Source organism: Streptomyces avermitilis MA-4680 = NBRC 14893, from assembly GCF_000009765.2.
Classification (GTDB): Bacteria; Actinomycetota; Actinomycetes; order Streptomycetales; family Streptomycetaceae; genus Streptomyces; species Streptomyces avermitilis.
Map to the genome: position 1 here is coordinate 4,555,663 of NC_003155.5, position 26,459 is coordinate 4,582,121.

The window sequence follows — 26,459 nt, forward strand, 5'->3', positions numbered from 1 at the left end:
CCCTGCCGTCCTGCGACGGCGGGGTCTTCGGTGTTTCGGCGCCAGCTAGGGTGCTGGTCATGGCGAACGCAGAGATCGGTGTCATCGGCGGCTCGGGCTTCTACTCCTTCCTCGACGATGTGACCGAGGTCCAGATCGACACCCCGTACGGGCCGCCCAGCGACTCCCTCTTCCTCGGCGAGATCGCCGGCCGGCGGGTCGCCTTCCTCCCCCGCCACGGCCGCGGCCACCATCTGCCGCCGCACCGCATCAACTACCGCGCCAACCTGTGGGCGCTGCGCTCCGTCGGCGCGCGCCAGGTGCTCGGACCGTGCGCGGTGGGCGGCCTGCGCGCCCAGTACGGGCCCGGCACACTCCTCGTGCCGGACCAGATGGTGGACCGTACGAAGGCCCGTGCCCAGACGTACTTCGACGGGCTGCCGCTGCCCGACGGGAGCGTGCCGAACGTCGTGCACGTCTCGCTCGCCGACCCGTACTGCCCCGTCGGCCGCAAGGCCGCGCTGGCGGCGGCGCGCGGCCGCGACTGGGAACCGGTGGACGGCGGCACGCTGGTCGTGGTCGAGGGACCGCGGTTCTCCACCCGCGCCGAATCACTGTGGCATCAGGCGCAGGGCTGGTCCGTGGTGGGCATGACCGGGCATCCCGAGGCCGCGCTCGCCCGTGAACTGGAGCTGTGCTACACGTCGCTGACGCTGGTCACCGACCTCGACGCGGGTGCCGAGACCGGTCAGGGCGTCTCGCACGAGGACGTCCTGAAGGTGTTCGCCTCGAACGTGGACCGGCTGCGGGATGTGCTGTTCGACGCGGTGGCGGCCCTGCCGGCGAACGACGCGCGGGACTGCCTGTGCACGACGGCGCTCGGCGGCATGGATCCGGGGTTCGAGCTGCCGTAGCAGGGGTTCGGGCTGCCGTAGCAGGGGGTTCGGGCGGGCGTAGCAGGGGGTTCGGGCGGGCGGAACTTCCCGTTCGGGTGAGCGAGTTGTCCACAACTCGTCGGTAGTCCACGGGCTCCGGCAGGATCCGCCGCGAAGCCTCATCGTGGGATCGCAAGCCGATCTCTCGTCGCAGGTGGTGGTCACCATGGCTCAGCCCTTCTCGCACACCCACTTCTCCCCCGTCTCCCGCCCGCCCGGCACACAAGCGCCTCCGACCTGTGAGGTGCCGCACTTCGCTCCCCTGCGGGTGCGCGGCGGGCGGTACCGACTGCGCCGTCTCGCGCGGCACCGGCAGCGCGCCGTGGCCGCGGGACTGGCGGTCACGGCGGCCGCGCTGGTGGCGGCGGGCCCGCAGGACCCGGGACGGTCGCGCGGACACCCGGACCCGGGCCCGCCCGCTCACGCGGCCTCGGAGGCGGACCCCGTACGGCGGGGGCGCACGGTCCGGACGGTCACGGCACCGGTGCGGATCGCGGACGCGGCCACCGTGCGGCTCCTGCGGCCCGGCGACCGGATCGACGTGGTCGCGGCGGACAGCGGCGGTGAGACCCGGGTGGTGGCGACCGCGGCCCGCGTGACCGAGGTGCCGGACACCGGCGAGGGCATGGCCGAGAGCGGCGCCCTGGTCGTCCTCTCCGTACCCCGGGCAACGGCGGCGCGACTGGCCGGAGCGAGCACGACCTCACGGCTGGCGGTGACCCTGTGCCGAACCTGCTGAAAGGCCTCGCCGTCCGGGTATCAGGTTCCTTCTCGGTGTCACCCGATTGGACAGACGCGGGACTCCCTGACGTAGGTTGCGGAGCTGTTTGTTCCACAACTTGTGCAGGCGTAGAGGGGCCCTCTGGTGAGCGAGAAGAAGGAGACGGGCGTCCTGGCGGGCTTCAAGGCCTTCCTGATGCGCGGAAACGTCGTCGACCTGGCAGTGGCGGTGGTCATCGGCGCCGCCTTCACCAACATCGTCAACTCGGTGGTGAAGGGGATCATCAACCCCCTGGTGGGCGCGTTCGGCACGAAGGACCTCGACAAGTACAGCTCGTGCTTCAGGGCCCCCTGCCAGGTGGCGAAGGACGGCACGGTCACCAAGGGCATACCGATCATGTGGGGCACGGTGCTCAGCTCGACGCTCAGCTTCGTGATCACCGCGGCCGTCGTCTACTTCCTGATGGTCCTGCCGATGTCCAAGTACCTGGCCCGCATGGAGGCCCGTCGCAAGGCGAAGGCGGGCATGCAGGAGGTGATCGAGGTGACCGAGCTGCAAGTACTCAAGGAGATACGCGACGCCCTGGTGGCCCAGCGCGGGCCCGGACACAGCCAGGACTGACGAGGAGAATCCGGGCCGGCGCCAAGGCCAGGGCCCGGGGAGTGCGGGCCCGCGCTCAGATGTGGTGGGGCGGCTTCTCGTCGAGGAAGCGCTTCAGGTCGGCCGCGCTGTCGCTGTCGACGCCGGGCCGCTCGCCCCACCCACGGTCCGTGTCGTCCGAGGACTGCTGGCTCAGCGGGTCGTCGAAGATCAGCGCGGCCTTGGGGACACTGGGTTCGGGGGCGGTAGTCATGCCTCCAGAGTACGGGGCCGGACGTCAGCCGGTGCCGGAGCGCCCGGCGATCGGCGGGGCACACGCCGACTTCCCGGCGTCCTTCTGCTGTGCTTGGCCCCATGACCTCGTCCCCTCCTCCCCCGTCGGCCGCGGAACCCACTCCCCCGGCCCGACCGACCCCGCTCAGCCCGCTGCGCCCCATGACCGCCCGCGGACGCGGCGAGGCCCACCGCGTCGCATCACCGCTGGAGCTGTTCTTCGACCTGTGTTTCGTCGTGGCGATCGCCCAGGCGGGCGTCCAGCTCGTCCACGCCGTCGCCGCGGGGCACTCGGGCCAGGGCATCCTCAACTACGCGATGATCTTCTTCGCCATCTGGTGGGCGTGGATGAACTTCAGCTGGTTCGCCTCCGCCTACGACAACGACGACGCGCTCTACCGGATCGTCACCCTGGTGCAGATCGCCGGGGTCCTGGTACTCGCGGCAGGGGTGTCGAAGGCGTTCGAGGAGCACGACTTCCTGGTCGTCTGGCTCGGCTACGCGATCATGCGGTTCGCCATGATCGCGCAGTGGCTGCGCGCGGCGCGGGCCGGCCGGGGAGCCGAGAGAACCATGGCACTGCGGTACGCGGGCGGCGTGTTCCTGTGCCAGGTCGGCTGGCTGGGCCTGCTGGTCCTGCCGGAGCACGCGCGCCCGTGGGTCTTCCTGGTGATGGCGCTGCTCGAGCTGAGCGTTCCGGTGTACGCGGAGAAGGACTTCACGACGTCCTGGCACCCGCATCACATCGCCGAGCGCTTCGGCCTGTTCACGATCATCGTGCTGGGCGAGACGATCGCCGCGGCCACGGTCGCCGTGAAGTCGGCCGTGGACGAGCACAACGCGCTGGGCGAGCTGCTGCCCATCGCGATCGGCGGGCTGTTGATCGTCTTCGCCGCGTGGTGGATCTACTTCGTGGTACCGATCCACGGCCATCTGCGGTCCAACAGGGAGAGCTTCCTGTGGGGATACGGGCACTACCTGATCTTCGGCTCGGCGGCGGCGATCGGCGCGGGACTGGAGGTCGCCGTCGAGGAGGCGGTCGGCAAGGCGCACGTCTCGACACTGACCGCGTCCGCCGCGGTGACCCTGCCGACGGCGCTCTACCTCCTCACCGTATGGGTGCTGCACTCCCGTTACTTCAAGGTGGGTATCGCCCAGCAACTCGTGCTGCCGACGGCCGCGCTGCTGGTGATCGTGTGCACGTTCCTGGGCGAGTGGGCGGTCCTCGGCGCGGGGATCGTGTCCGCGGGGGCGGTGGCGAGCGGGGTGATGCTGACGGTACGCATGGCCGCGCGGCAGAAGGGCAGAGCGGCGACAACGGCATAACGAAGGCCGGGGGCGCAGGAAGACTGGCCCCATGACAGTTGACGCTCTGACAGATGTCGCGGGCCTGCGCGTGGGGCACGCCACGCGGACCGGCGGCGGTTGGCTCACCGGGACCACGGTCGTACTCGCCCCCGAGGGCGGCGCCGTCGCGGCCGTGGACGTACGCGGTGGCGGACCCGGCACCAAGGAGACCGATGCGCTGGACCCGCGCAATCTGGTGCAGCGGGTCGAGGCGGTCGTACTGACCGGCGGCAGCGCATACGGGCTGGACTCGGCGTCGGGCGTGATGGCCTGGCTGGAGGAGCAGCGGCGCGGAGTGCGCGTCGGCCCGGACCCGGCGCATGTCGTGCCGGTCGTGCCGGCGGCCTGTGTGTTCGACCTGGGCCGTGGCGGAGACTTCCGGGCGCGGCCGGACGCGGCCACCGGGCGGGCCGCGGTGGAGGCCGCCGCCGCGAGCGAGCCGGGCGCCCCCGTGCCGGAGGGATGCGTGGGCGCCGGTACGGGAGCGGTGGTCGGGCAGGTCAAGGGCGGGGTAGGCACGGCGAGCACGGTGCTCGGCTCGGGAATCACGGTGGCCGCGCTGGTGGTGGCCAACGCGGCGGGTTCGACGGTGGATCCGGAAACGGGGGTGCTGTACGGGGAGTTGTTCCAGGGACGTGTCGTGTATCCGGCGGACGGGGTCCACGAGGCCGCCCGGCGGCGGCTGGCCGAGACGGCCGCGAAGAACGCGCCGCCTCCGCTGAACACCACCCTCGCGGTGGTGGCCACCGACGCCGAGCTCACCAAGGCGCAGGCGCAGAAGCTCGCGGGCACGGCACACGACGGGATCGCGCGGGCCGTGCGGCCGGTGCATCTGCTCAGCGACGGCGACACGGTGTTCACGCTGGCGACCGGCGCCCACCCGCTGCCCTCCGACAGCCCCCTGGCGCTCAACGAGGTGCTGGCGGCGGGCGCGGACGTGGTGACGCGGGCGATCGTCCGAGCAGTACGGGCGGCCGAGTCGGCGGACGGTCCGGGCGGGACGTGGCCTTCGTACGGGGAGCTGTACGGGAGCCGGTAGTGGTCGGGCGGTGGGGGCGGGGAGGGGAGGGGGCCCGGAGGGAGCGGCGGGGGGAGGGGGGAGGGGCCCCCGGGGGAGGACCTCCGAGGGGGTGGGCGATTGTCCCGGTTCTGTCACGCGATGGCGTTCACCGGAAGCGGTGGGAACCCTTCCTCGCGGCGTTCGCTCTTTCTCGGCGTACCGCGCGGAGCACGCGGCACGCCCGTCCCGCCCCTCACGACCATCTGGAGAAGCCCGTGGCAACGCCGAACATCGCAGCACGGCGCGCAGTGGTGGCCTGTGCCGCCCTCGTGGTCGGCGCTCTCAGTCTCACCGCCTGCGGTGGCAGCGCCGACGCCAACGTCGGTAAGGGGGACGGCAAGAGCGGCAGCGGCTCGGGCAACACGTCCACCGCGAAGATCACCATTTCGGCGAAGGACGGCTCGACGGGCGCGTCGATCAACGCGACCGGTGTGAAGGTCAGTGACGGGAAGCTGACCGATGTGAAGATGACGGTGGCGGGCGCCGGTACGGCCGTGTCGGGGGCGATATCCGCGGACGGGAAGAGCTGGAAGCCCGCCAAGCAGTTGGACCGCGGGGTGAAGTACCAGATCTCCGCCACCGCCAAGGACGCGAGCAACCGCACCGCGGCCGCCAACTCGATCTTCACCACGGTCAATTCGGCCAACAGTTTCATCGGCACGTACACACCCGACAACGGGAGCACGGTCGGTGTCGGGATGCCGGTCTCCTTCAACTTCGACAAGGTGATCGGCGACAAGAAGGCCGTGCAGTCGCACATCACCGTCAGTTCGAGCAGCGGGCAGCGGGTGGTCGGGCACTGGTTCGGGGCGCAGCGGCTCGACTTCCGGCCCGAGGCGTACTGGAAGGCCGGTTCCAAGGTCACGATGAAGATCGACCTGGACGGGGTCGAGGGCGCGAACGGCGTCTTCGGGGTGCAGAAGAAGACGGTCACCTTCACCGTCGGGCGTTCCCAGGTGTCGACGGTCGATGTCAGTACGCAGACCATGACAGTGGTGCGGGACGGCAAGACCGTCAAGTCGGTCCCGATCTCGGCGGGCAGCCCGCAGCACACCACGTACAACGGGCAGATGGTGATCTCCGAGAGGTTCGCGCAGACGCGGATGAACGGCTCGACGGTCGGTTACGGCGGCGAGTACGACATCCCGGACGTGCCGCACGCGATGCGTCTGACGAGCTCCGGAACCTTCATCCACGGCAACTACTGGTACAACCGCGGCAACCCGCCCTTCGGCAGGCAGGGCACCAGCCACGGCTGTGTCGGTCTCGCCGATGTGCAGGGGGCGCAGGGCGACACGGTCGCGAAGTGGTTCTACGACAACTCGCTCGTCGGGGACGTCGTGACGGTGAAGAACTCCCCCGACAAGACGGTCGCGCCGGACAACGGTCTGAACGGCTGGAATATGTCGTGGAGCGCGTGGACCGCCGGAAGTGCCGTCTGACCAGGGCTTATTGAGGGCCGCTTCGGGGCGGGGCGGACGTTCGGGCGGGCCGTGCGGGAACTTGCCGCATGGCCCGCCCGTTTTCCGTCCACACGTTTTCTCGGTTCGTGGGCACGATGTCCGACCGAGGGGCTACGGTATGCACCCACAAGGTGACATGCAGCAACGCCGGGAGAAGCCTTGAGCGTTCCGTACGAGACAGCAGCGTACGAACCACCCGAGTCGCCCGAGTCTCCGGAGGAGCATCTCGCGCGACTCCTCGGCCGTGCGCTGAACTCGTTCGAGCTGCCCGACGAGACGATATGGCGGCTCGACTGCGCGCTGGCGCACGACAGTTCGCTGCACTCCGCGCACCACAGCGCGGGGCTGCACCGGGAGACGTACCGGCACACCTGGCTGCTCGCCGACGGCTCGGCGGTCACGCTGTGGGAGCTGGTGCACAACACGGCGCCCGGCAGCCATCCGCAGCACGAGGTGTACGTGGACGAGGAGGAGTTGCTGGCGGCCACGGCCCGGCTGCCGCTGCCGCCGGACGCCCCGGACTTCGAACTGCCGGTGCTGGTGCAGTTGTCGCCGATCCCCGAGCCGCGCCACGCCTACCTGCCCGAGAACTCCGCGGACCACGCGCGTCGGCTGCTGCGCCGTGCGGAGAACCCGGATCCGCCGGACGCGGACCTCGCCTCGCTGCTGCTCGGCTCGGCGTTCGCGCACCAGATCACCCAGGCCTTCGGGCGCCCGTGCCGGGCCGGCCAGATGAGGCTGTGCTTCTCGCTCTACGAGCACGCGTTCCTGCTCCGTGACGGACGTGAGCTGTCCCTGTGGGAGGTCGAGCACACGGCGACGCCGGACGGGCGGCACATGTGCGAGGTGTACGCGTCGGAGGAGGCGGCACGCGAGGCGATGGAGCGGCGGGCGGCGACGCTGGGCTGAGGCCGCGAAGCCGACGCCGGTGGGCTTCTTTACCGACAGCGCCTTTGCCGACAGCGCCTTTGCCGACAGCGCCTTTGCCTACGGGGCCTTTGTCTACGAGACCTGCGCGACCGACGCGCCCTAAGAGCGGCCGTCGCTGAACTGGCGTACCAGACCGGCGAAGGCGTCGCGTTCGGCCGGGGTCAGGTCGACGGATTCCAGCGCGGGGCCCGCCTGGCGCTGGCGGGGCAGTGCCCGCAGCACGTCGCGGCGGCGGTGGGCGCCGCGGTGCCGTACTCCGTGCCCGCCGCGTGGGGCACGGGGGGCGCGTGGGGCACGCAACAGGCGTATCAGGCCGGCGATCCAGACGCCCATGGCCAGGGCGAGGACGGTCACACCGGTCAGTTGGAGGATCGACGCGTGCTCGGGCATGAGTTCCAGTAGACACCACGGCCCGCCGCTTCAGCCCCGGACCGTGACCTATCTCGCAGGTCCGGCGAAGGGTTCACCGCGGCCGCAAGGGGGGCAATCGGCCGATCGCATATCCCTGCCAACAGGGGCAAAACAGTCGGCCGCAGCTCCCGTTCTCGGCGGGGCTGCGGCCGACTGTGCTCAGCGGATGTCGCTCAGGCCGCGACCGGCTGCTTGGAGTCGGTCTTGGCCGGTATCGGCGCCTGTGCGGCCTCCTTGGTGACGTCGTCGGGGCTCTGCTTGCGCATGCCCTTCAGGGCGACCACCAGGGCGGTGGAGACGCAGACACCTGCCGCGATGGCGACCAGGTACAGCAGCGGGTTGCCGATCAGCGGGACCACGAAGATGCCGCCGTGCGGGGCGCGCAGCGTGGCGCCGAACGTCATGGACAGGGCGCCGGTGACCGCACCGCCCGCCATGGCCGAGGGGATGACGCGCAGCGGGTCCGCCGCCGCGAACGGGATCGCGCCTTCGGTGATGAAGGAGGCGCCGAGGACCCAGGCGGCCTTGCCGTTCTCGCGCTCGGTCTGGGTGAAGAGCTTGCCGCGTACGGTCGTTGCCAGGGCCATGGCCAGCGGCGGAACCATGCCGGCCGCCATCACCGCGGCCATGATCTTCATCGCCGAGTCGCTGGGGCCGGCGACCGCGATACCGGCGGTGGCGAAGGTGTACGCGACCTTGTTGACCGGGCCGCCGAGGTCGAAGCACATCATCAGGCCGAGCAGCGCGCCGAGCAGGACGGCGTTGGTGCCGGTGAGGCCGTTCAGCCAGTCGGTCATGCCCTTCTGGGCCGAGGCGATGGGTTTGCCGATCACGACGAACATCAGGAATCCGACGATCGCCGCGGAGATCAGCGGGATCACCACCACCGGCATGACGCCGCGCAGGGCCGCGGGGATCTTGACCTTCTGGATCCCGATCACCACACCACCGGCGATGAGACCGGCGGCCAGGCCGCCGAGGAAGCCCGCGTTGATGGTGAGGGAGATCGCGCCGCCGACGAAGCCGGGCACGAGACCCGGCCGGTCCGCCATGCCGTACGCGATGTAGCCGGCCAGGACCGGGACGAGGAAGCCGAAGGACACGACGCCGATCTGGAAGAACAGCGCGCCCCAGCTGTCCGCCTGGGTCCACAGGAAGTGGTCCATGACCGACGGCGCCTTGTTGATCTTGTAGCCGCCGATCGCGAAGCCGAGGGCGATCAGCAGACCGCCGGCCGCGACGAACGGAACCATGTAGCTCACGCCGCTCATCAGCCACTTGCGCAGCTTGGTGCCGTAGCCCTCGCCCGACTCGCCGCCGCGCTCGACCGGTGTGGCGGCGGCCGACCCGGAGGTCACCTCGCCGCGCTCGGCCTTGCCGCGGACCTCGGTGAGGAGTGCGGCGGGACGGTTGATTCCGGCCTTCACTCCGACGTCGACGGTGGGCTTTCCGGCGAACCGGTCCTTGTCCCGTACGGGTACGTCGTGCGCGAAGATCACGCCGTCCGCCGCCGCGATGACGGCCGGGTCGAGGCGGGTGAAGCCGGCCGAGCCCTGTGTCTCGACGACGATGTCGATGCCCGCCTCGCGGCCCGCGTTCTCCAGCGACTCGGCCGCCATGTAGGTGTGCGCGATGCCGGTGGGGCAGGAGGTGACGGCGACGACACGGAAGGGACGCGCGTCGTTGTCGCTCGGTGCGCCGTCGGTGGCGGCGGCGCCCGGCGCCGGGGCGGAACCGTCGTCGACGGTCGCGCCCGGCACCGGGGCCGTGCCCTCCGTGGCGGTGCCGGCGGAGGCCGCCGCAATCGGCTCCGCCACGGAGTTCTCGGAGGTGCCGGCGGCCGGGGTCTCGTCGCCGCGGATGAGTGCGGCGGCGGCGGCCGCGTCGTCCACGGCCCGCAGTGCGGAGGTGAACTCGGCGTTCATCAGCTGCCGGGCGAGGGAGGAGAGGATGGTGAGGTGGGCGTCGTCCGCGCCTGCCGGGGCGGCGATCAGGAAGATCAGGTCGGCGGGGCCGTCCGGCGCGCCGAAGTCGATCCCGGCCGCGCTGCGTCCGAAGGCCAGCGTGGGCTCGGTGACGTGTTCGCTGCGGCAGTGCGGGATGCCGATGCCGCCGTCGAGGCCGGTCGGCATCTGCGCCTCGCGGGCGGCGACGTCGGCGAGGAAGCCGTCCAGGTCGGTCACCCGGCCCTTCGCCACCATCCGCTCGGCGAGGGCACGTGCCGCCGCCTCTTTGGTCTGGGCGGACAGGTCGAGGTCGACCAGGTCCGCGGTGATCATCTCGCTCATCGCGGGCTCCTTCGCACGCGTATGGCCCGGGGGGACTGGTGGGCACAGGTGGGGACGGGGGTGTTGCGTTCGTATGTGACGGAAATCCGGGGAGTGTCACATGCGCCGAGGGGGGTGGTGCGGTTGCGGGCGGGGCTGGGGAATCCCCGCCGCTTCAGGGCCGGGGCGCTCATGACACCGGCTCCGTCAGTACGCGGTCCACGGGCACCTCTGCCGTGACGGTCACGGCGGAGGGGTCGAGGTCGGCCGGCTTCGGCATCACGCTGCCGGGCAGCTGTACGGCGGCGGCGCCATGGGCGACGGCGGAGGCGAGGGCGTCGGCTCCGCTGCCGCCGGCGATGAGGAAGCCGGCGAGGGAGGAGTCGCCGGCGCCCACGTCGCTGCGTACGGCGTCGACGCGTGCGCTGCCGAACCAGGTGCCCGAGGCGTCGACGAGCAGTTGCCCGTCCGCGCCGAGGCTGGCCAGTACGGCGCCGGCGCCGAGACCGCGCAGTTCTTCGGCGGCCTTGACGGCGTCGCCGACGGTGGCGAGGGGGCGGCCGACCGCCTCGGCGAGTTCTTCCGCGTTGGGCTTGACGACGTCGGGCCGCTCGCGGAGGGCTTCCAGCAGGGCGGGTCCTGAGGTGTCCAGCGCGATCCGGGCGCCGGCCGCGTGGGCCCGGGCGACCAGGTCGGCGTACCAGGAGGGGGCGAGGCCGCGCGGGAGGCTGCCGCAGCAGGTGATCCAGGTGGTGTCGCCGGCCCGGTACTGCTCACGGACCGTCTCCAGGAGCAACTCGGCCTCGGCGGGCGTGAGTTCCGGCCCGGGGGCGTTGATCTTCGTGAGTGTGCCGTCGGGTTCGGCGACGGAGATGTTGGAGCGGGTGGCTCCGGCGACCGGGACCGGCGCCACGTCGATGCCCTGGGCGTCGAGCAGTGCGGCGACGAAGGCGCCGGGCGCGCCGCCGAGCGGGAGCACGGCGACGGTCCGCTGTCCGGCCGCGGCGACGGCCCGGGACACGTTCACACCCTTGCCGCCCGGGTCCATGCGTTCGCCGGTGGCCCGGATGACCTCGCCGCGGTCGAGCGACGGGACCTCGTACGTACGGTCGAGGGAGGGGTTCGGGGTGACGGTGAGGATCATGCGCGCACTACTTCCGTGCCGCCGCGCTCCATGGCGGTGGCGTCTTCGGGGCTCAACCCGCTGTCGGTGATCAGCAGGTCCACATCACCGAGGTCGCCGAAGCGGGCGAAGTGCTCCTGGCCGTGCTTGGAGGAGTCGGCGAGCAGCACCACGCGGCGTGCGGCACGGACGGCCGCGCGCTTGACGGCGGCCTCGGCGAGGTCGGGGGTGGTCAGTCCGTGCTCGGCGGAGAAGCCGTTGGCCGCGACGAACAGGACGTCGGCGCGGATCTCGCTGTACGCGCGCAGGGCCCAGGCGTCCACGGCGGCCCGCGTACGGTGCCGGACGCGCCCGCCGACCAGGTGGAGCTGGATGCCGGGGTGGTCCGCGAGGCGGGCGGCGATGGGCAGGCTGTGGGTGACGACGGTGAGCGTCGCGTCCAGGGGCAGCGCCCCGGCCAGGCGGGCGACGGTCGATCCGGCGTCGAGGATCATCGTGCCGTCGGCCGGCAGCTCGGCGAGGGCGGCTTCGGCGATGCGGTCCTTCTCGTCGGCGGCCGTGCTCTCGCGCTCGGCGAGGTCGGGCTCGAAGTCGAGGCGCCCGGCCGGTATGGCACCGCCATGCACGCGACGGAGGAGGCCGGCGCGGTCGAGGGTCTTCAGATCGCGGCGGATGGTCTCCGCGGTGACCTGGAACTCCTCCGCCAGGGATACGACATCCACCCGCCCGCCGTCACGGGCGAGCCGGAGAATCTCCTGCTGCCGCTCCGGTGCGTACATGTCCGTTCGCCTCCGCTTCATGCCCGAACCTGTGGTTTCAATCGGAGGCTACGCGCGGATTTCCGGAAAGTAAACAGGTTCGGGCGCGATGTGGGCACAAACGGGCGTCTGACTGTGTGAAGGCGAGAGACCCATGGCACGGGGCTCGAAGACAAGAGGCTCGAAGACAAGAGGTCGAACGCTGGAGATCGAACGCTGGAGATCGAACGCTGGAGATCGAAGCAGGAAAGAGGTCTGGGAAGAAGGAGAAGCGGGCCGCGCTCAGGCGCGACCCGCTTCCGCGGTGGTGGTGAGACCCCGAAATCAGGGATGAGAACCCTGGGTCAGGGGACGAGCACCGGCTCCTTCTCCCCCAGGGTGTCCGCGGCCCCGGCCCCCTCCACGTGCTGCGCCGGCCGCTTCGGCAGCGCGAACATCAGCAGGAAGATGACCGCCAGCACCACCGCCACCCACCCGAGCGCGTGCTGGAAGGCGTGTGCGAAGGCCGGCCCCACCTGGGCCCGGGTAAGACGGTCGCCGATCTCGCCGAAGAAGACCACCGAGACCAGACCGAGCCCCAGCGCGTTGCCCATCTGCTGGACCGTGTTGATCAGGCCCGAGGCCGAGCCGGAGTGCTCGCGCGGGACCTCCGACAGCACCGCGTCCGTCAGCGGGGCCACGATGAAGCCCATGCCCGCGCCCATGACCACCAGCGGAAGAGCCATCTGCCAGGAGGCGATGGCCATCCCGTAACGGTCGGACTCCCAGATGTAGAGCAGCACGCCGAGGGCCATGAGCAGCGCGCCCGCCTGCAGCACCTTGCGCCCGAAGCGCGGGACCAGCAGCTGCACCGACATGCCCGCCGCCGCGGACACCGCGATCGAGAAGGGCACCCCGGTCAGGCCCGCCCGCAGCGCGCTCCACCCCAGCCCCATCTGCATGTAGAGCGTCCAGACCAGGAAGAAGATGCCGAGGGCGATACCGAAGACGGTCTGTACGGCGATGCCCGCCGCGAAGCTCTTCACCTTGAACAGCGACAGCTCGACCAGCGGCGACCCGTCCCGCGCCGTCTTCCGCCTCTCGTACGCCACCAGCGCCGCGAAGACGACCAGCGCGCCCGCCATCGACACATGCCCCCACAGCGGCCAGCCCAGCTCACGGCCGCGGGTCAGCGGGTAGAGCAGCATCAGCAGGCCGAGCGTGACGAGGGCGACGCCGACGAGGTCGAGCTTGAGGGCGCGCGGGGCCTTGGACTCGGTGATGAACCGACGGCCCAGGATCAGTCCGGCCACGCCCACCGGCAGGTTGATGAGGAAGATCGGCCGCCATTCAAGGCCGAAGAGGTTCCACTCGGTGAGCAGCGCGCCGAGCAGTGGACCGGAGACGGCGCCGAGCCCCACGATCGCGCCGAAGAGACCGAAGACCTTGCCCCGCTCGTGTGCCGGGAAGGTCGCGTGCACGATCGACAGCACCTGCGGCACCATCATCGCGGCCATTCCGCCCTGGAGGATGCGCGAGGCGACGAGCATCTCCGGGTTCGCGGCGAAGCCGCACAGCGCCGAGGCGAGCGTGAAGCCGCCTATGCCGATGAGGAAGAGCCGCTTGCGGCCGTGAATGTCGCCGAGCCGCCCGCCGGTGATGAGCCCGGCGGCGAAGGCCAGCGCGTATCCCGCCGTGATCCACTGGATCTGGCCCCACGAGGCGCCTGCGTCCCGCTGGATCGACGGGATCGCGATGTTGACGATCGTGACGTCGACCAGGTCCATGAAGGCCGCTGTCATCACGATCGCGAGCGCGAACCAGCGGCGCCGGTCGGCCGCGGCGGCCGGGCTGTTGAGAGGGGTCTCGGTGGAGGTCATGCTCCGAAGGTAGGACACCATTAGGTCAGATCATGTCCTAGATGTGCGGCACTCTGGGAAACATGACGACGGACACCCCGGCCAGGCTGCTCCAGCTCCTCTCCCTCCTCCAGACGCCCCGCGAGTGGCCGGGCGGTGAGCTCTCCGACCGGCTCGGGGTGTCCCGGCGTACCGTCCGGCGTGACATCGACCGGCTGCGGGAGCTGGGCTATCCGGTGCAGGCGACCAAGGGGTCCGACGGCGGATACCGGCTGGTGGCGGGCAAGGCCATGCCGCCGCTCGTCCTCGACGACGAGGAGGCCGTGGCGATCGCGGTGGGGCTGCGGGCCGGGGCGGGGCACGCGGTCGAGGGCGTGGACGAGGCGTCCGTACGGGCCCTCGCCAAGCTGGAGCAGGTGCTGCCGTCGCGGCTGCGGCACCGCGTGTCCACGCTCCAGGCCGCCACCACCCCGCTCACCAGCGGCGACGGCGCGAGCATCGCACCCGAGACGCTGACCGTGATGGCTTCGTCGATCGCCGGCCGAGAACGTCTGCGGTTCGCCTACCGCTCCGGGGACGGAACGCCGTCCCGCCGCCAGACCGAGCCGTACCGGCTGGTCTCGACCGGGCGTCGCTGGTACCTCGTCGCATACGACCTGGACCGCGAGGACTGGCGTACGTTCCGGGTCGACCGGGTCAGTGAGCCGTTCGCGACCGGCGCGCGGTTCACGCCGCGGGAGCTGCCTACGGGGAACGCGGCGGAGTTTCTGCGGCAGTCGATGTTCCGGCGGCAGGAGACGTACGAGTTCGAGGTGACGTTCGCCGCGCCCGCGGAGTTCGTCGCGGCCCGCCTGCCCAACTGGCTCGGCGCGCCCGAGCCGATCGACGAGCACAGCTGCCGGCTGCGCGCTTCCGCCGGCGACTCCGTGGAGTGGCTGGCGGTGCGGATCGCCATGGTCGACTGTGAGTTCACGGTGCAAGAGCCGCCGGAACTGGTGGGGTGCGTAAGGGAGTTGGGGGGACGACTGACCCGGGCGGTGGGCGCGGACGACGGGTGGGCGACGGACAGCCGGTGACACAGCCGGTCACTCAGCCGCTGACTGCGGGTGCGGGCGGGCGCCGGGTGGCTCAGAGTTCGTCCCACGGGAAGTTCCGCAGGGTCTCGAGGTTGCGTACGGCGAGATCCGCGGGCCCCTGGGGACCGACGGCCGGTGCGTCGTCCGCCGCCCAGCTCTCCACCGCCACCCGGACGGCGGCGCCGGCCACGGCGGCGGCGAAGCGGACGGCCGGGGAGTCCGGGGCGGCCACCACCCCGGGCCGGGCCGCCAGCACCTCCGCCAGTTCCCCGTCCGCGGCCTGGCAGATCTCCGCCCACACCTTCGCGAGCGCCGGGTTGGTGCCGGTGAGGCGCAGGAGGGAGCGGACCCACTCCAGGGAGGTGTGGGACACGCCGACGCCGGGGGTCAGGGTGCGGACCACGGCGTGGTGCAGGGCGTCCGGGACGGAGAGTGCGGCGGGGGCTTCGCGCACCGCCTCCGCCCACTTGTGGGCGCCCGCCGAGAAGAGGGGGGCGAGCGACTCCTCCTTGGTGGCGAAATAACGGTAGAAGGTGCGGGGCGCGACCCCGGCGGCGCGGGCGATGTCCTCGGCGCGGGTGGCACGCAGCCCGTCCGCCATGAAGAGTCCCGCGGCGGCCCGGGCGATCTCCATCCGGGTCGCCGCCTTGCGCCGCTCGATCAGGGACGCGCCTGCGGAAGCTTTCGACGTGCGGCCGGCGGAAGGGCCGGTCGCACGGTTGGTACCGGTCACGGACGGCAGGTTATGCCGCTGTGGCACAATCTGCCATCCGGGTCGCCCCGGGGTTCAGGTTCGGGGCGACCCGTCGGCGTGTGCCCGCAAAAGGAGCCGAGCTCCGGTGCCAGGGGGGGAGGCACCGAAGCTCGGCTCGGGAGAGTCGAGCTTCGGCGCCGGGGGGGGTGGCGCCGAAGCTCGGCTCGGGAAGAGTCCCGGCGCCGGGGGGAGTGCGTCGGGACTGTGGTTCTGGTGGGGGCTGCGGGCTCGCGGCCCGGCCCCCGAATTTCCTGGGCCCGGAGGTCTTGTGCCCCGGGTCCAGCCGGTTGAAGCGACGTAACACGCCATGTCTGTGCGGCGCGGCCGAAGCTGTGACACCCGAGCCGCACGGGGGGTGTGCGGCGGGTGGGGCCGCACTTCCAAGCCATCGGGGCTCGGCTCCTCTTGTCGTGCGGGCGTCGGCCGCCGGGAGCCTGCCGCCGGCCGCGCTTCCAAGCCGTCGCCGCCGCAGGGCCGCGCTTCCAAGCCGTCGCCGCCCCCGGCCCACCGGCCGGGCACACGCGGCCCGCGTCCCTCCGCGAACGACCACCGTCGGGCAGCCACGGCCCGCCACCGTCCGACCGCCTGGGCCCACCGCCAGGCGACCGCCGCGACATCGACTCACCCGTTGAGCAACCGCCGCAACCGCCGTGCCGCCCTCAAGCGGCCGCCCCGGGCAAGCAGGGACACCGCCATCGGGCACTCCCGACCCGTGACCCTCGATCAGGCACTTCTCGGCAGCCCGCGCGGGCCATCACCCCAGACCTCGGGCAACCGATCCGACACGCACCCTCCGGAACTCGGGCACCGCTCAGGCGCACCCCTCAGGCACCCTCCGCCGCACTCGAGCGATCGCCGGGCAACCGCCGGGCAACCGCCGAAGACCCCTTACGCCGCCGCGTCGAACCCGGTGCTCCGGGCCAGCTTCTTCAGTTCCAGCAGGGCGTGCTTCTCGATCTGGCGGATGCGCTCGCGTGTGAGGCCGTGCTCCTTGCCGACCTCCGTCAGCGTGCGCTCCCGGCCGTCGTCGATGCCGTACCGCATCTTGATGATCGAGGCCGTGCGCTGGTCGAGGCGGCCGATGAGGTCGTCGAGCTCCTCGCTGCGCAGCAGCGTCAGCACCGACTGCTCCGGCGATACCGCCGACGTGTCCTCCAGGAGGTCGCCGAACTGCGTCTCGCCCTCGTCGTCGACATGCATGTTCAGTGAGACCGGGTCGCGCGCCCAGTCCAGGACGTCCGTGACCCGCGCCGGGTTCGAGTCCAGCTCGGCCGCGATCTCCGCGGGCTCCGGCTCACGGCCATGCTCCCGGTTGAACTCGCGCTGCACTCGCCGGATCCGGCCCAGCTCCTCCACCAGGTGGACGGGCAGACGGATCGTCCGCGACTGGTCGGCGATCGAGCGGGTGATGGCCTGCCGGATCCACCAGGTCGCGTACGTCGAGAACTTGAAGCCCTTGCGGTAGTCGAACTTCTCGACCGCGCGCACCAGGCCCGCGTTGCCCTCCTGGATCAGGTCGAGCAGCGGGAGCCCGCTACGGGGGTAGCGGCGCGCCACGGCCACGACGAGCCTCAGGTTGGACTTGATGAAGACGTCCTTGGCCCGCTCGCTGTCGGCGACGAGCGATTCGAGTTCCTCGCGAGTGGCCTCCGCCCTGGGCTCCTCCTCGCCGTCGAGGATCTGCCGCGCGAAGACACCTGCCTCGATGATCTGGGACAGTTCGACTTCCTTGGCGGCATCGAGCAGTGGCGTACGGGCTATCTCGTCGAGGTACATGCCGACCAGGTCGCGGTCGGCGATTTCGCCGCCTACGGCGCGAACGCTGCTTGCCGCGTCGGTCCCGCCGGCGGCGGACTTACGACGGGCGACGGCACGGGTTGCCATGCGTGCTCCCTTGCGATGGTGGGCTGACGGATGGTCCTGTGGCGCTGGTGACACCCTTCCGGGTGCCCCGCTTCCGAAGGAAACAACGACTGGAATCCGGACAGAATTCCCAACCCGCCCTTCGATTTTTCTGATCATGCAGTACCCTGTCCGGCCACGAGGGGAGGCGGGATGCCGTCGGAACGTACAGAGGTGCAGGTCAGGTCGGGAGTCGAGGCCGACCTCAAAGCCCTCACCGACATCTACAACCACTATGTACGTGAGACGCCCATCACATTCGATACCGCCGCCTTCACGCCGGAAGAGCGCCGCCCTTGGCTGCTCTCCCACCCTGAAGACGGACCGCACCGGCTGATGGTTGCCACGGGCGCGGACTCACAGGAGATTCTTGGGTACGCCACCAGCAGTCCTTTCCGCGCCAAGCCCGCCTACACCACCTCCGTCGAGGTGACCGTCTACGTCGCCCCGGACGCGGCTGGCCGTGGCATCGGCACGCTCCTCTACGGCGCCCTCTTCGAGGCGCTGGCGGGCGAGGATCTCCACCGCGCCTACGCGGGCATCGCCCAGCCCAACGAAGCGTCCACGCGGCTGCATGAACGCTTCGGGTTCCGGCATGTCGGCACCTACCGGGAGGTGGGCCGCAAGTTCGGACGGTACTGGGACGTGGCCTGGTACGAGAGGGAGCTGTAGCCGTACGCCGACCAGCAGCCGTACGCCGTTCAGCCGAACTGCACCGACCGCTTCGCCAGCCCCAGCCAGAAGCCGTCGATCACGGACTTCTGGTCGTCGAGTTCTCCCGTCGCGTCCGCCGCGCCCATCGTCACGAAGAGCGGAGCGAAGTGCTCGGTACGCGGGTGGGCCAGCAGGCCGGCCGGGGACTTGCGGGTGAAGTCGAGCAGTGCGTCCCAGTCACGGGTGTCCAGAGCCCGGTGTCCCCAGTCGTCGAACTCGACCGACCAGGAGGGGATGCCGCCCTGGCGCAGGGCCGCCAGGTTGTGCGTGAAGAAGCCGGAGCCGACGATCAGCACGCCCTCGTCGCGCAGCGGCGCCAGCTTGCGGCCGATCTCCATCAGCTTCACCGGGTCGAGCGTCGGCATCGAGATCTGCAGAACCGGGATGTCGGCGTCCGGGAACATCTCCACCAGCGGGACGTACGCGCCGTGGTCGAGGCCGCGGTCCGGGACGTCCTGGACGGGGGTGCCGGGGGCGCGCAGCAGCTTGCGGACCGACTCGGCGAGCGCGGGGGCGCCGGGAGCGTCGTACCGCACCTGGTAGTAATGCTCCGGGAAGCCCCAGAAGTCGTGGACGAGAGGGACCCTCTCGGTGGCGGCTAGGGCGAGCGGGGCCTCCTCCCAGTGAGCGGAGACCACGAGGATCGCTCTGGGACGTGGCAGGTCCGCCGACCAGGCGGCGAGTTCGCCGGGCCAGATCGGGTCGTCCGCGAGCGGCGGAGCACCGTGGCTGAGATAGAGCGCGGGCATGCGCTCCTGGGCGGCGGCGGACATGACTGCGGCTCCCTTCGGAGGATCGGCGGCCGACGCTGGACGAAGGCCGCGTGCAGCCCGAAACCTATATTTGAAGTCTCAAGCTTTCCACCGCACAGCTTACGCGCAATTTGTTTAATATTCAAGGAGGAGGCTCGTACAGTGGGGTACATGAACACGGCATCCGCACCCGCACCCGCGTCAACGTCGACGTCCGCGACCGCGTCCGCAGAGGAGCCACGCTGGCTCACCGAGGACGAACAGCACACCTGGCGCTCCTACATGCACGCGGTCACCCTCCTGGAGGATCACCTCGACCGCCAGCTCCAGCGCGACGCGGGCATGCCGCACATCTACTACGGCCTGCTCGTCCAGCTCGCCGAGGCACCACGGCGGCGGCTGCGGATGACCGAGCTGGCCATAAGCGCGAAGATCACGCGCTCCCGCCTCTCGCATGCCATCGCACGGCTGGAGAAGAGCGGCTGGGTGCGGCGCGAGGACTGTCCCTCGGACAAGCGGGGCCAGTTCGCCGTCCTCACCGACGAGGGGTACGAGGTACTGCGGAAGACCGCGCCGGGACACGTCGCGGCCGTCCGCCAGGCCCTCTTCGACCGCCTCTCCCCCGAACAGCAGAAGTCCCTCGGCGAGATCATGCAGATCATCTCCGAGGGACTCCAGCCGAAGGAGGCGGGCGCGGACCTGCCCTGGCTCCGCTGAGTCCGGAACCAGGGCAGGTCCTGGGGTTCGTACGTATGAGGCGTCCCCACCCCTCGTACGTACGAAGACCGAAGGGGTACCGCCGCGGGTACCGCCGGTGTCAGTGGGCGATCACCGGCACCTTGAACTCGTCCTCGACGCCGTCGCCCTCACCCGAGCCGGAGACCGAGGAGGTGTCCGGGCGGCCGGCGTTGACGAAGGTCGCGGCGATCGTCGCGGCGGCCACGAGGATGCCCACGGCGAACCAGATCGCGCTGGTGTAGCCGTGCACCATGCCCTCCAGCTGGACCAGCTGCTGCTGCGGCTTGGCGGCCGCACCGGCGATGTGGTCCTTGATGTACGAGGTGGTGGCCGAGGCGGCGATCGTGTTCAGCAGCGCCGTACCGATCGCGCCACCCACCTGCTGCGAGGTGTTGACCATCGCGGAGGCGACACCGGCGTCACGGGGCTCGACGCCCAGCGTGGCCAGGGACATGGCCGGCATGAACGCCGTACCCATGCCGAGGCCGAGCAGCAGCTGGGCCGGCAGGAGCAGCCCCGCGTACGAGGAGCCGATCTCCAGCTGGGTCAGCAGCAGCATGCCGACCGCGGCGGCCAGGAAGCCGGGGCCCATCAGCAGCCGCGCCGGAACGCGGGTCATCAGGCGGGCGCCGATCTGCGTGGAGCCCGTGATCATGCCCACGATCATCGGCAGGAAGGCGAAGCCGGTCTTGACCGGCGAGTAGCCCTTCACGATCTGGAGGTAGTAGGTCAGGAAGAGGAACAGGCCGAACATCGCGATGATCGCGAGACCGAGCGAGAGGTACACGCCGCCGCGGTTGCGGTCGGTGATCACGCGCAGCGGCAGCAGCGGGGCCTTGACCTTGGACTCGACGAACACGAAGGCCGCGAGCAGGACCGCCGAAGCGACGAACATGCCGATCGTCGTGGAGTCGCTCCAGCCGTTGGACTCGGCGCGGGTGAAGCCGTAGACCAGGGAGACCAGACCGAGGGTGGACAGGACGACGCCCGGGATGTCGAGCGGCGAACGGTTGCGGCCGCCGGCCGGCTCACGGATGACGAAGTACGCACCGGCCGCCGCGATGATCGCGAACGGGATGTTCACGAAGAACGTCCAGCGCCAGTTGAGGTACTCGGTGAGGAAGCCGCCGAGGATCAGGCCGACGGCGCCACCGCCACCGGCGATCGCACCGTAGATGCCGAACGCCTTGGCGCGCTCCTTGGCATCGGTGAACATCACGGCCAGGAGGGAGAGCGCGGCGGGCGCGAGCAGCGCGCCGAACGCGCCCTGGAGGGCACGGGCCCCGAGCATCGTCGCCTCGCCCTGCGCGGCGCCGCCGAGGGCGGACGCGGCGGCGAAGCCGATCAGACCGGTGACGAAGGTCCGCTTGCGGCCCCACAGGTCGGCGATGCGGCCACCGAACAGCAGCAGACCGCCGAAGGCGAGCGCGTAGGCCGTGATGACCCACTGGCGGTTGCCGTCCGATATCCCCAGGTCCTGCTGGGCGGACGGAAGCGCGATGTTCACGATGGTGGCGTCGAGGACGACCATCAGCTGGGCGAGCGCGATGAAGACGAGCGCTTTCCAGCGGTTGGAATGGGCTTCGGCCTCGGAGGCCTGCGCCGCCTTTGCCGTGGCTGTTTCAGACATGGGGGTACCCACTTCGGTACTTCGTAACGGAAAAAGGTCAGGGAAAGGGCACGGCTCGTCGACGGTGACGGCCGGGAAGTCTGTGGTCTGTCGCTGGTGACGCGTCAGCGTCGGTGGTGACTGGTGACTGGTGACGCGTGACGGGCCACTGGCGACTGACGTCAGTGGTGACTGGTGAAAGAGGCCGAACTCATCGGCTGGTCATCGGCTGGTCGGTCAGGCCTGTCGAAGATCCTCCATGGTCGCGGCCGTGCCGGGCAGGGTGGAGCGGGCCGGGGCCCGCAGCCCGTCCAGGAACAGCTGCAGGTGGCGGTGGACGAAGCGGTCGAGGCTCATGCACCCGGTTCCGGCGGGCGGGCGGCTGAGCTGGGCCACGCCGATCATCAGATCGCCGACGGCCACATCGGGGCGGAGCTGTCCGGCCGTGCGGGCGCGCTCCATCAGCGAGGCGACCAGCTGCTCGATCCGTTCACCTGCCGCTTCCAGATCGGGGTGGTGCTGGTCGAACGTGCTGGAGACCATCGGGCACAACGCGCTGATGCGTTCATCGGCGGCGGCGTGCACGAAGCGGGACAGCGCCTCGAAGGCGTCGCCGGTCTCGGCGAGCGCGCGCTCGGCCTCCTCCGACGTACGGTCCATGACCGAGCAGACGACTTCCCGCACCAAGGCATCGCGGTCCGGGAAGTTGCGGTACACCGTGGCGTTGCCGACGCCGGCCCGGCGGGCGATCTCGTCGAGCGGCACGTCCGGGCCGAACTCGACGAACATCTCGCGGGCGGCGGTGACGATCCGCTCCCGGTTGCGCACGGCATCGGCGCGCGGCCGGGGCACTCGGCGCTGCACGGGGGCGGCGGTCTCCACGGCGTACTCCTTGAGGCAAGAGGTCGATCGTCGGATGGTTCATCGTGTGTGACCCGCGATCCGGGGATTCCCTCCCCGTTTCGCTGGACACCTGGCTAAACGGGGAAACCATCCCCGGTTATTTCCCACCCGGAAGAGATTTGATGTGACCTGAGTCACACCCCTTCGGTGGTAAACCGCTCGATCGGTCTCCTTCAACGCGCGCCCCCGAACCCGTCGACACAGGGTGATCGCAAGGGTGCAGTCGGAGACCGGCGGCTGCCGCGGAGCGAAGGGCCCCCGTATGCAGTCGTCCCGCCGCCGGATACGCCCGCGCCGTGTCGCCGCGCTCGCCTCGGTCACCGTTCTGACGCTGGCGGTCTCCACCTCCGCCGGTACCGGACATCTGACGGCGGGCTCCACGACGGCGGGCCCCATCGCACCGGCCCGCTCCACGGCGCTCGGCTCCTGCATGATCCGCGGCGGAATGGGCGTACAGATGGCGGAGGGCATCCCGACCCCGGCCGGTTACTCCCGCTCCACCGGCACGGTCCGCGCCCTGACCCTGATGGTCGACTTCTCCGACGCGCCCGGCCAGGGCAGCGCGCTCGAGCGCCTCGCGGAGTTCTTCCCGCAGACCCAGAACTGGTTCAAGGTCAGCTCGTACGGCCGCCTCGACTACCGGCCGGAGGCCCCGGTCACCCACTGGCTCCGGATGCCCAAGCCCTTCGGGGCGTACGGGATCGAACGCGGCGCACCCTTCGACCCCGGCTACCGCGGTCTGGTCCAGGACATAGTGGCGGAGGCCGATCCCGAGGTGGACTTCCGCCAGTACGACCTGCTGAACGTGCTGATCACCCCGAACGCGGGCCCCTCCGCCCTGGACACCGTGCTGTCGGTGACCTTCGCGGGCAACACCGAGGCGCCGGTCGCCGACGGGGTGCCCGTGGCCAACGCGTCGTTCGTCTACAGCCGCCAGGACGACGGCTCCGGCTCCTACGCGGAGACCGGCTACCGGGTGCTCCCCCACGAGAACGGCCACACCTTCGGGCTGCCCGACCTCTACACCCAGGACGGCGGCGGCGCGGTCGGGCACTGGGACATCATGAGCGAGGACTGGGGGGCGGACAACGATCTGCTCGCCTGGCACAAATGGAAGCTCGGCTGGCTGGACGACTCCCAGGTCCGCTGCGCCTCGGCACCCGGCACCGCGGAGTACACCCTCACCCCGCTGGCCCGGCCCGGCGGCGTCAAGCTCGTCGTCGTGCCCCTCAGCACCACCACGGCGTACGCGCTGGAACTGCGCACCCCCGAGGGCAACGACGCGGACGTGTGCCGCCCCGGCATCCTCATCTACAAGGTCGACGCGGACATAGACACCGGCAACGGGCCCATCAACGTGTTCGACTCCACGCGCGACAGCGGCGGCTGCACCCGCAGCCCCAACGTCCACGCCGAACTGTCGGACGCCCCCTTCATAGCCGACGAGTCCTTCAAGGACCCGGCCAGAGGAATCACCATCACGGTCATCGCGGCGGACCCCTCCGGGGACTACCGGGTCCAGGTGTCGCGGCGTTGAGTCGAGGGGACAGGCGAGGACGGGGCGAGGACGGGGCGGGGACAGGGGCGAGGACGGGGGGCTCGGCACGAGGACGGCGGAGGGCTCGGCACACGTGCTCCGCGCGGCCACCGGGCGGCGTACGTCTCTCGGCGGACGTGGCGGGCGCGGCATTACCGTGAGCGCATGTCCCCGAACGTCACCGCGGCCCCCGACAGCACCGCCGTACCCGCCGAGGCCGTCGCTCCGCTCACCCGCGGCATCACCGTCCTGCGGCGGCTCACGGAGGCCGACGGGAGGGCCAGCCTCAGCGGCCTGGAGCGGGCCAGCGGGCTCGCCCGGTCCACCGTCGACCGGATCACGGCGACGCTGGCGCGCATGGGGTACGTACGACTGGACGGCCGGGACGCCGTACTCGCACCACGGCTGATGGAGCTGGGCAACGCGTATCTGGCCGCGCTGCGGCTGCCGAAGCTGCTGCACGCCCAGGCGGACGCGCTCGCCGACGAGCTGGACGAGTCCGTGTCCCTCGCCGTCGGCGACCGGGACGGGATCCGCTTCATCCACCAGGCGACCCGGCGCCGCGCCATGTCCCTGAGCTTCCGCATCGGCGACCTGCTGCCCGCCGAACGCACCGCGCCGGGCCCGCTGTTCGCCACCGAATGGGATGCGGCCGAGTGGCAGCGGTGGCGCGAGCGGCGGGCGGCGGACCCCGAGGACCGCGGCTTTCCGGCGGTTCCGGCCCGCAGCCGCCCGCTGGAGGACGACGACAGGGGCGAAAGGTCCTCGGGACGGCGCCGAGGCGGCACCCTGGGCGACGACTTCGAGGAGCGTACGGCGGCGGCCCGAAAGCAGGGCTGGGCACTGGACGACCAGCTGATCGAGCCGGGTCTTGTGGCCCTCGCCGTGCCCGTACGGGACCCGGACGGCCGTATCGCCTGTGTCGTCAGCGTGGTGAGCCACACCAGTCGGCACACCGCGGCCGGCCTGCGGGACGCCCTGCTGCCGCGGCTGCGCACGTCGGTCGACGCGATGGAGCGGGAGCTGCGCGAGGCACCGCCCGCCGAGCCTGCCGCGCCCGCCGACCCGTCCGGGCTCGCCGCCTGGACCGGCGCCTCCAAGCAGGAACTGGGCCGGGAGTTCGTCGAGTCGCTGGCCCGCGGTCTCACGGTGATCACCTCGTTCGGGGAGGGACGCTCCGCGCTGACGCTCACGGAGGTCGCCCGGGCCACGGGGCTGGCCCGGGCGACCGCCCGGCGCGCGCTGATCACCCTGGAGCACCTCGGGTACGTCACCGCACAGAGCGGGGTCTTCCGGCTCACCCCGCGCGTCCTCGGCCTCGGCTTCCCGGCACTGTCCCGGACGACACTGCCGGACGTCGCCGCCCCGCACCTGGCGGCGCTGTCGCGGCGGGTGCACGAGTCGGCGTCGCTCGCGGTCCTTGCGGGCGACGAGATCCGCTACACCGCCCGGTTCACCACCAGCCGCGTCATGAGCGTCAACATCACGGTCGGTACGCGACTGCCCGCCTACGCGACCTCGCTGGGCCGGGTGATGCTGGCGGACCTGCCCGAACCGCACCTCCCCGACCCGTCCGACCTGGTCGCGCCCACGCCCCGTACGGTCACGGACCCGGAAGAACTGCGGGCCGTGCTGGATCGCGTACGGCGGGACGGATACGCCCTGGTCGACGGGGAGCTGGAGGAGGGGCTGCGGTCGATCGCGGTGCCGGTGCGGGAGCGCGGGGGGCGGGTGGTGGCGGCGGTGAACGTCGCCCTGCACAGCAGCCGTCGTACGCCCGAGGAATGTGTCGAGGAGGTCCTGCCGGAACTGCTCGCGACGGCCTCGCGGATCGAGGCGGATCTGCATATCGCGGGCCGGTTCAGGGAGGTGCCGGGGGCCTGACGGCATGCGCGACGCCCGAGCCGCGCGGTACGGCTCGGCGGCGGCAGCGGGCAGCGCGGGCGGCGGCAGTGACCGGTGCCTGGCCTCCGGGGGTACCGCGTCGGCGAAGTGGTGACGGGCGCCACAAACAAACCGCTATGCTGGTTTCTTGCAGGGCCCTCTGGTCAGCCGCCTTCCGCGAGGAGTCACCGGTGACGAAACAGGAACGCGCCGCCCGCACCCGCCACGCCCTCATCCGCTCCGCCGCCCACGCCTTCGAACGGCAGGGCTACACACAGGCGAGGCTGGCCGACATCAGCGCCTGCGCCGGTGTCAGCCCCGGCGCACTGCACTTCCACTTCGAGAGCAAGGCAGAGGTGGCCAGGGCGGTGGAGGCGGCGGCGGGGGTGAGCCTGCGCCGGGCGGCCTGGCTGGCCCAGCCGCCGGGCACGAACGCGCTGCAACGGCTGACGAACACGTCGCACGCCCTGGCCGAGCGACTGCGCGGGGACGTCGTCGCCCGCGCGGGCTTCCGGCTGAACTGCGAATCGGCGGGCGGCGGCGCGCTGAATCTGCTCCGGGAATGGCAGACCTGCGTGGAGCAGCTGCTCGCGGAGGCCGCCGAGGAGGGGCTGCTGGCCCGGCGCCTCGTCCGCGCCGACACGGTCAGCGCGGTGGTGGCCGCGACCACCGGTTTCGAACTGCTCGGCCGCCGGGACCCCGAGTGGCTCTCCGGCCAGTCGCTGGCCGCGTTCTGGCGGGTACTGCTGCCGCGCGCGGCCACGGCGGCGGCCCTGACCGCGGTGGACCCGGACGGGACGTGCCCCAGCCGGGCGGAGACGCGGACCCCGGCGACCACCGCCGGATGAGCCGTACGGCAGCCGCTCCCCGGCTGCAGGCCCCCGG

At 71.3% G+C, this 26,459-nt stretch carries 24 protein-coding genes; 13 read left to right on the forward strand and 11 right to left on the reverse strand.

Going from position 1 to position 26,459, the window contains the following annotated elements; all coding sequences use genetic code 11:
• The first annotated feature begins 59 nt into the window (after nucleotides 1-59).
• From SAVERM_RS18990 to mscL, 3 genes are all read left to right on the forward strand, one after another.
• The gene (locus SAVERM_RS18990) at nucleotides 60-893 is read left to right on the forward strand and encodes an S-methyl-5'-thioadenosine phosphorylase (protein ID WP_010985110.1); all 834 of its coding nucleotides are present in this window, start codon (nucleotides 60-62) and stop codon (nucleotides 891-893) included.
• Nucleotides 894-1,080: 187 nt separating this feature from the next.
• Nucleotides 1,081-1,653, forward strand: coding sequence for a hypothetical protein (locus SAVERM_RS18995; protein ID WP_037645130.1), 573 nt, complete (start codon nucleotides 1,081-1,083; stop codon nucleotides 1,651-1,653).
• Nucleotides 1,654-1,779: 126 nt separating this feature from the next.
• Nucleotides 1,780-2,256, forward strand: coding sequence for a large conductance mechanosensitive channel protein MscL (gene mscL, locus SAVERM_RS19000; protein WP_010985112.1), 477 nt, complete (start codon nucleotides 1,780-1,782; stop codon nucleotides 2,254-2,256).
• A gap of 55 nt (nucleotides 2,257-2,311) precedes the next feature.
• On the opposite strand, the gene SAVERM_RS43345 is transcribed toward mscL, so the two are convergent.
• The gene (locus tag SAVERM_RS43345) at nucleotides 2,312-2,488 is read right to left on the reverse strand and encodes a hypothetical protein (protein ID WP_010985113.1); all 177 of its coding nucleotides are present in this window, start codon (nucleotides 2,486-2,488) and stop codon (nucleotides 2,312-2,314) included.
• Between the two features lie 101 nt (nucleotides 2,489-2,589).
• On the opposite strand from SAVERM_RS43345, the gene SAVERM_RS19005 reads away from it, so the two are divergent.
• The 4 genes from SAVERM_RS19005 to SAVERM_RS19020 all read left to right on the forward strand — a co-directional run bounded on the left by SAVERM_RS19005 (nucleotide 2,590) and on the right by SAVERM_RS19020 (nucleotide 7,287).
• Nucleotides 2,590-3,834 carry a low temperature requirement protein A gene (locus SAVERM_RS19005; RefSeq protein ID WP_037644785.1) on the forward strand — a complete coding sequence of 415 codons (1,245 nt, stop codon included), beginning with the start codon at nucleotides 2,590-2,592 and terminating at the stop codon, nucleotides 3,832-3,834.
• 31 nt (nucleotides 3,835-3,865) lie between these two features.
• Complete coding sequence (locus SAVERM_RS19010) at nucleotides 3,866-4,894, forward strand: P1 family peptidase (protein WP_010985115.1); 1,029 nt, start codon at nucleotides 3,866-3,868, stop codon at nucleotides 4,892-4,894.
• 236 nt (nucleotides 4,895-5,130) lie between these two features.
• Nucleotides 5,131-6,357 (forward strand): L,D-transpeptidase, encoded by a 1,227-nt coding sequence (locus tag SAVERM_RS19015; RefSeq protein ID WP_010985116.1) that lies wholly within the window; start codon nucleotides 5,131-5,133, stop codon nucleotides 6,355-6,357.
• Between the two features lie 180 nt (nucleotides 6,358-6,537).
• On the forward strand, nucleotides 6,538-7,287 hold the full coding sequence (locus SAVERM_RS19020; RefSeq protein ID WP_010985117.1) for a DUF6227 family protein: 750 nt from the start codon (nucleotides 6,538-6,540) through the stop codon (nucleotides 7,285-7,287).
• A gap of 120 nt (nucleotides 7,288-7,407) precedes the next feature.
• Here SAVERM_RS19020 and SAVERM_RS19025 read toward each other — a convergent pair whose 3' ends face one another.
• The 5 genes from SAVERM_RS19025 to SAVERM_RS19045 form a co-directional block, all read right to left on the reverse strand.
• Nucleotides 7,408-7,698, reverse strand: coding sequence for a hypothetical protein (locus SAVERM_RS19025; protein WP_010985118.1), 291 nt, complete (start codon nucleotides 7,696-7,698; stop codon nucleotides 7,408-7,410).
• Nucleotides 7,699-7,892: 194 nt separating this feature from the next.
• Entirely contained in the window at nucleotides 7,893-10,007 is a 2,115-nt protein-coding gene (locus tag SAVERM_RS19030) for a PTS fructose transporter subunit IIABC (RefSeq protein WP_010985119.1), read from the reverse strand.
• A gap of 169 nt (nucleotides 10,008-10,176) precedes the next feature.
• On the reverse strand, nucleotides 10,177-11,130 hold the full coding sequence (gene pfkB / locus SAVERM_RS19035) for a 1-phosphofructokinase (protein ID WP_010985120.1): 954 nt from the start codon (nucleotides 11,128-11,130) through the stop codon (nucleotides 10,177-10,179).
• Nucleotides 11,127-11,888 (reverse strand): DeoR/GlpR family DNA-binding transcription regulator, encoded by a 762-nt coding sequence (locus SAVERM_RS19040; protein WP_010985121.1) that lies wholly within the window; start codon nucleotides 11,886-11,888, stop codon nucleotides 11,127-11,129. The genes pfkB and SAVERM_RS19040 overlap by 4 nt, the downstream gene beginning before the upstream one ends.
• 323 nt (nucleotides 11,889-12,211) lie before the next feature.
• A complete protein-coding gene (locus SAVERM_RS19045) occupies nucleotides 12,212-13,726 on the reverse strand; it encodes an MFS transporter (RefSeq protein ID WP_010985122.1) in 1,515 nt (504 codons plus the stop codon).
• A 62-nt stretch (nucleotides 13,727-13,788) separates the two neighbouring features.
• Here SAVERM_RS19045 and SAVERM_RS19050 point away from each other — a divergent pair, with 62 nt between their 5' ends.
• Nucleotides 13,789-14,781, forward strand: coding sequence for a helix-turn-helix transcriptional regulator (locus SAVERM_RS19050; RefSeq protein WP_010985123.1), 993 nt, complete (start codon nucleotides 13,789-13,791; stop codon nucleotides 14,779-14,781).
• Nucleotides 14,782-14,833: 52 nt separating this feature from the next.
• Here the strand turns inward: SAVERM_RS19050 and SAVERM_RS19055 are convergent, their stop codons facing one another.
• Nucleotides 14,834-15,415: a TetR/AcrR family transcriptional regulator gene (locus SAVERM_RS19055; protein WP_037645128.1), complete on the reverse strand. Its 582-nt coding sequence runs from the start codon at nucleotides 15,413-15,415 to the stop codon at nucleotides 14,834-14,836.
• Nucleotides 15,416-16,423: 1,008 nt separating this feature from the next.
• Nucleotides 16,424-17,419, reverse strand: a complete 996-nt coding sequence (locus tag SAVERM_RS19060) for a sigma-70 family RNA polymerase sigma factor (protein ID WP_010985125.1) — start codon at nucleotides 17,417-17,419, stop codon at nucleotides 16,424-16,426.
• Nucleotides 17,420-17,590: 171 nt separating this feature from the next.
• On the opposite strand from SAVERM_RS19060, the gene SAVERM_RS19065 reads away from it, so the two are divergent.
• Nucleotides 17,591-18,109, forward strand: a complete 519-nt coding sequence (locus SAVERM_RS19065; RefSeq protein ID WP_010985126.1) for a GNAT family N-acetyltransferase — start codon at nucleotides 17,591-17,593, stop codon at nucleotides 18,107-18,109.
• Between the two features lie 29 nt (nucleotides 18,110-18,138).
• Here the strand turns inward: SAVERM_RS19065 and SAVERM_RS19070 are convergent, their stop codons facing one another.
• Nucleotides 18,139-18,924 carry a dioxygenase family protein gene (locus tag SAVERM_RS19070; protein ID WP_037644779.1) on the reverse strand — a complete coding sequence of 262 codons (786 nt, stop codon included), beginning with the start codon at nucleotides 18,922-18,924 and terminating at the stop codon, nucleotides 18,139-18,141.
• Between the two features lie 150 nt (nucleotides 18,925-19,074).
• Here SAVERM_RS19070 and SAVERM_RS19075 point away from each other — a divergent pair, with 150 nt between their 5' ends.
• On the forward strand, nucleotides 19,075-19,620 hold the full coding sequence (locus SAVERM_RS19075; RefSeq protein WP_037644777.1) for a MarR family winged helix-turn-helix transcriptional regulator: 546 nt from the start codon (nucleotides 19,075-19,077) through the stop codon (nucleotides 19,618-19,620).
• A 100-nt stretch (nucleotides 19,621-19,720) separates the two neighbouring features.
• Here SAVERM_RS19075 and SAVERM_RS19080 read toward each other — a convergent pair whose 3' ends face one another.
• Together SAVERM_RS19080 and SAVERM_RS19085 are read right to left on the reverse strand one after the other, a co-directional pair.
• A complete protein-coding gene (locus SAVERM_RS19080) occupies nucleotides 19,721-21,271 on the reverse strand; it encodes an MFS transporter (protein ID WP_010985129.1) in 1,551 nt (516 codons plus the stop codon).
• A 216-nt stretch (nucleotides 21,272-21,487) separates the two neighbouring features.
• Entirely contained in the window at nucleotides 21,488-22,132 is a 645-nt protein-coding gene (locus SAVERM_RS19085; RefSeq protein WP_010985130.1) for a TetR/AcrR family transcriptional regulator, read from the reverse strand.
• Between the two features lie 283 nt (nucleotides 22,133-22,415).
• On the opposite strand from SAVERM_RS19085, the gene SAVERM_RS19090 reads away from it, so the two are divergent.
• The 3 genes from SAVERM_RS19090 (at nucleotide 22,416) to SAVERM_RS19100 (ending at nucleotide 26,422) form a co-directional block, all read left to right on the forward strand.
• On the forward strand, nucleotides 22,416-23,690 hold the full coding sequence (locus SAVERM_RS19090; protein ID WP_037644775.1) for a M6 family metalloprotease domain-containing protein: 1,275 nt from the start codon (nucleotides 22,416-22,418) through the stop codon (nucleotides 23,688-23,690).
• Nucleotides 23,691-23,855: 165 nt separating this feature from the next.
• A complete protein-coding gene (locus SAVERM_RS19095; protein ID WP_010985132.1) occupies nucleotides 23,856-25,574 on the forward strand; it encodes an IclR family transcriptional regulator domain-containing protein in 1,719 nt (572 codons plus the stop codon).
• A gap of 191 nt (nucleotides 25,575-25,765) precedes the next feature.
• Nucleotides 25,766-26,422, forward strand: a complete 657-nt coding sequence (locus SAVERM_RS19100) for a ScbR family autoregulator-binding transcription factor (RefSeq protein WP_010985133.1) — start codon at nucleotides 25,766-25,768, stop codon at nucleotides 26,420-26,422.
• Nucleotides 26,423-26,459: the final 37 nt, after the last annotated feature.

Bases quoted from the DNA above. Each gene is read 5' to 3' on its own strand.
- SAVERM_RS19050 (WP_010985123.1), top strand. From the start codon at position 13,789: ATGACGACGGACACCCCGGCCAGGCTGCTCCAGCTCCTCTCCCTCCTC.
- SAVERM_RS19045 (WP_010985122.1), bottom strand. From the start codon at position 13,726: ATGACCTCCACCGAGACCCCTCTCAACAGCCCGGCCGCCGCGGCCGAC.
- SAVERM_RS19030 (WP_010985119.1), bottom strand. From the start codon at position 10,007: ATGAGCGAGATGATCACCGCGGACCTGGTCGACCTCGACCTGTCCGCC.
- SAVERM_RS19065 (WP_010985126.1), top strand. From the start codon at position 17,591: ATGCCGTCGGAACGTACAGAGGTGCAGGTCAGGTCGGGAGTCGAGGCC.
- SAVERM_RS19055 (WP_037645128.1), bottom strand. From the start codon at position 15,415: ATGGAGATCGCCCGGGCCGCCGCGGGACTCTTCATGGCGGACGGGCTG.
- SAVERM_RS18995 (WP_037645130.1), top strand. From the start codon at position 1,081: ATGGCTCAGCCCTTCTCGCACACCCACTTCTCCCCCGTCTCCCGCCCG.
- SAVERM_RS19040 (WP_010985121.1), bottom strand. From the start codon at position 11,888: ATGTACGCACCGGAGCGGCAGCAGGAGATTCTCCGGCTCGCCCGTGAC.
- SAVERM_RS19080 (WP_010985129.1), bottom strand. From the start codon at position 21,271: ATGTCTGAAACAGCCACGGCAAAGGCGGCGCAGGCCTCCGAGGCCGAA.
- SAVERM_RS19025 (WP_010985118.1), bottom strand. From the start codon at position 7,698: ATGCCCGAGCACGCGTCGATCCTCCAACTGACCGGTGTGACCGTCCTC.
- SAVERM_RS19075 (WP_037644777.1), top strand. From the start codon at position 19,075: ATGAACACGGCATCCGCACCCGCACCCGCGTCAACGTCGACGTCCGCG.
- SAVERM_RS19005 (WP_037644785.1), top strand. From the start codon at position 2,590: ATGACCTCGTCCCCTCCTCCCCCGTCGGCCGCGGAACCCACTCCCCCG.
- SAVERM_RS19010 (WP_010985115.1), top strand. From the start codon at position 3,866: ATGACAGTTGACGCTCTGACAGATGTCGCGGGCCTGCGCGTGGGGCAC.
- SAVERM_RS19070 (WP_037644779.1), bottom strand. From the start codon at position 18,924: ATGTCCGCCGCCGCCCAGGAGCGCATGCCCGCGCTCTATCTCAGCCAC.
- SAVERM_RS19095 (WP_010985132.1), top strand. From the start codon at position 23,856: ATGTCCCCGAACGTCACCGCGGCCCCCGACAGCACCGCCGTACCCGCC.
- SAVERM_RS43345 (WP_010985113.1), bottom strand. From the start codon at position 2,488: ATGACTACCGCCCCCGAACCCAGTGTCCCCAAGGCCGCGCTGATCTTC.
- SAVERM_RS19060 (WP_010985125.1), bottom strand. From the start codon at position 17,419: ATGGCAACCCGTGCCGTCGCCCGTCGTAAGTCCGCCGCCGGCGGGACC.
- pfkB (WP_010985120.1), bottom strand. From the start codon at position 11,130: ATGATCCTCACCGTCACCCCGAACCCCTCCCTCGACCGTACGTACGAG.
- SAVERM_RS19090 (WP_037644775.1), top strand. From the start codon at position 22,416: ATGCAGTCGTCCCGCCGCCGGATACGCCCGCGCCGTGTCGCCGCGCTC.
- SAVERM_RS18990 (WP_010985110.1), top strand. From the start codon at position 60: ATGGCGAACGCAGAGATCGGTGTCATCGGCGGCTCGGGCTTCTACTCC.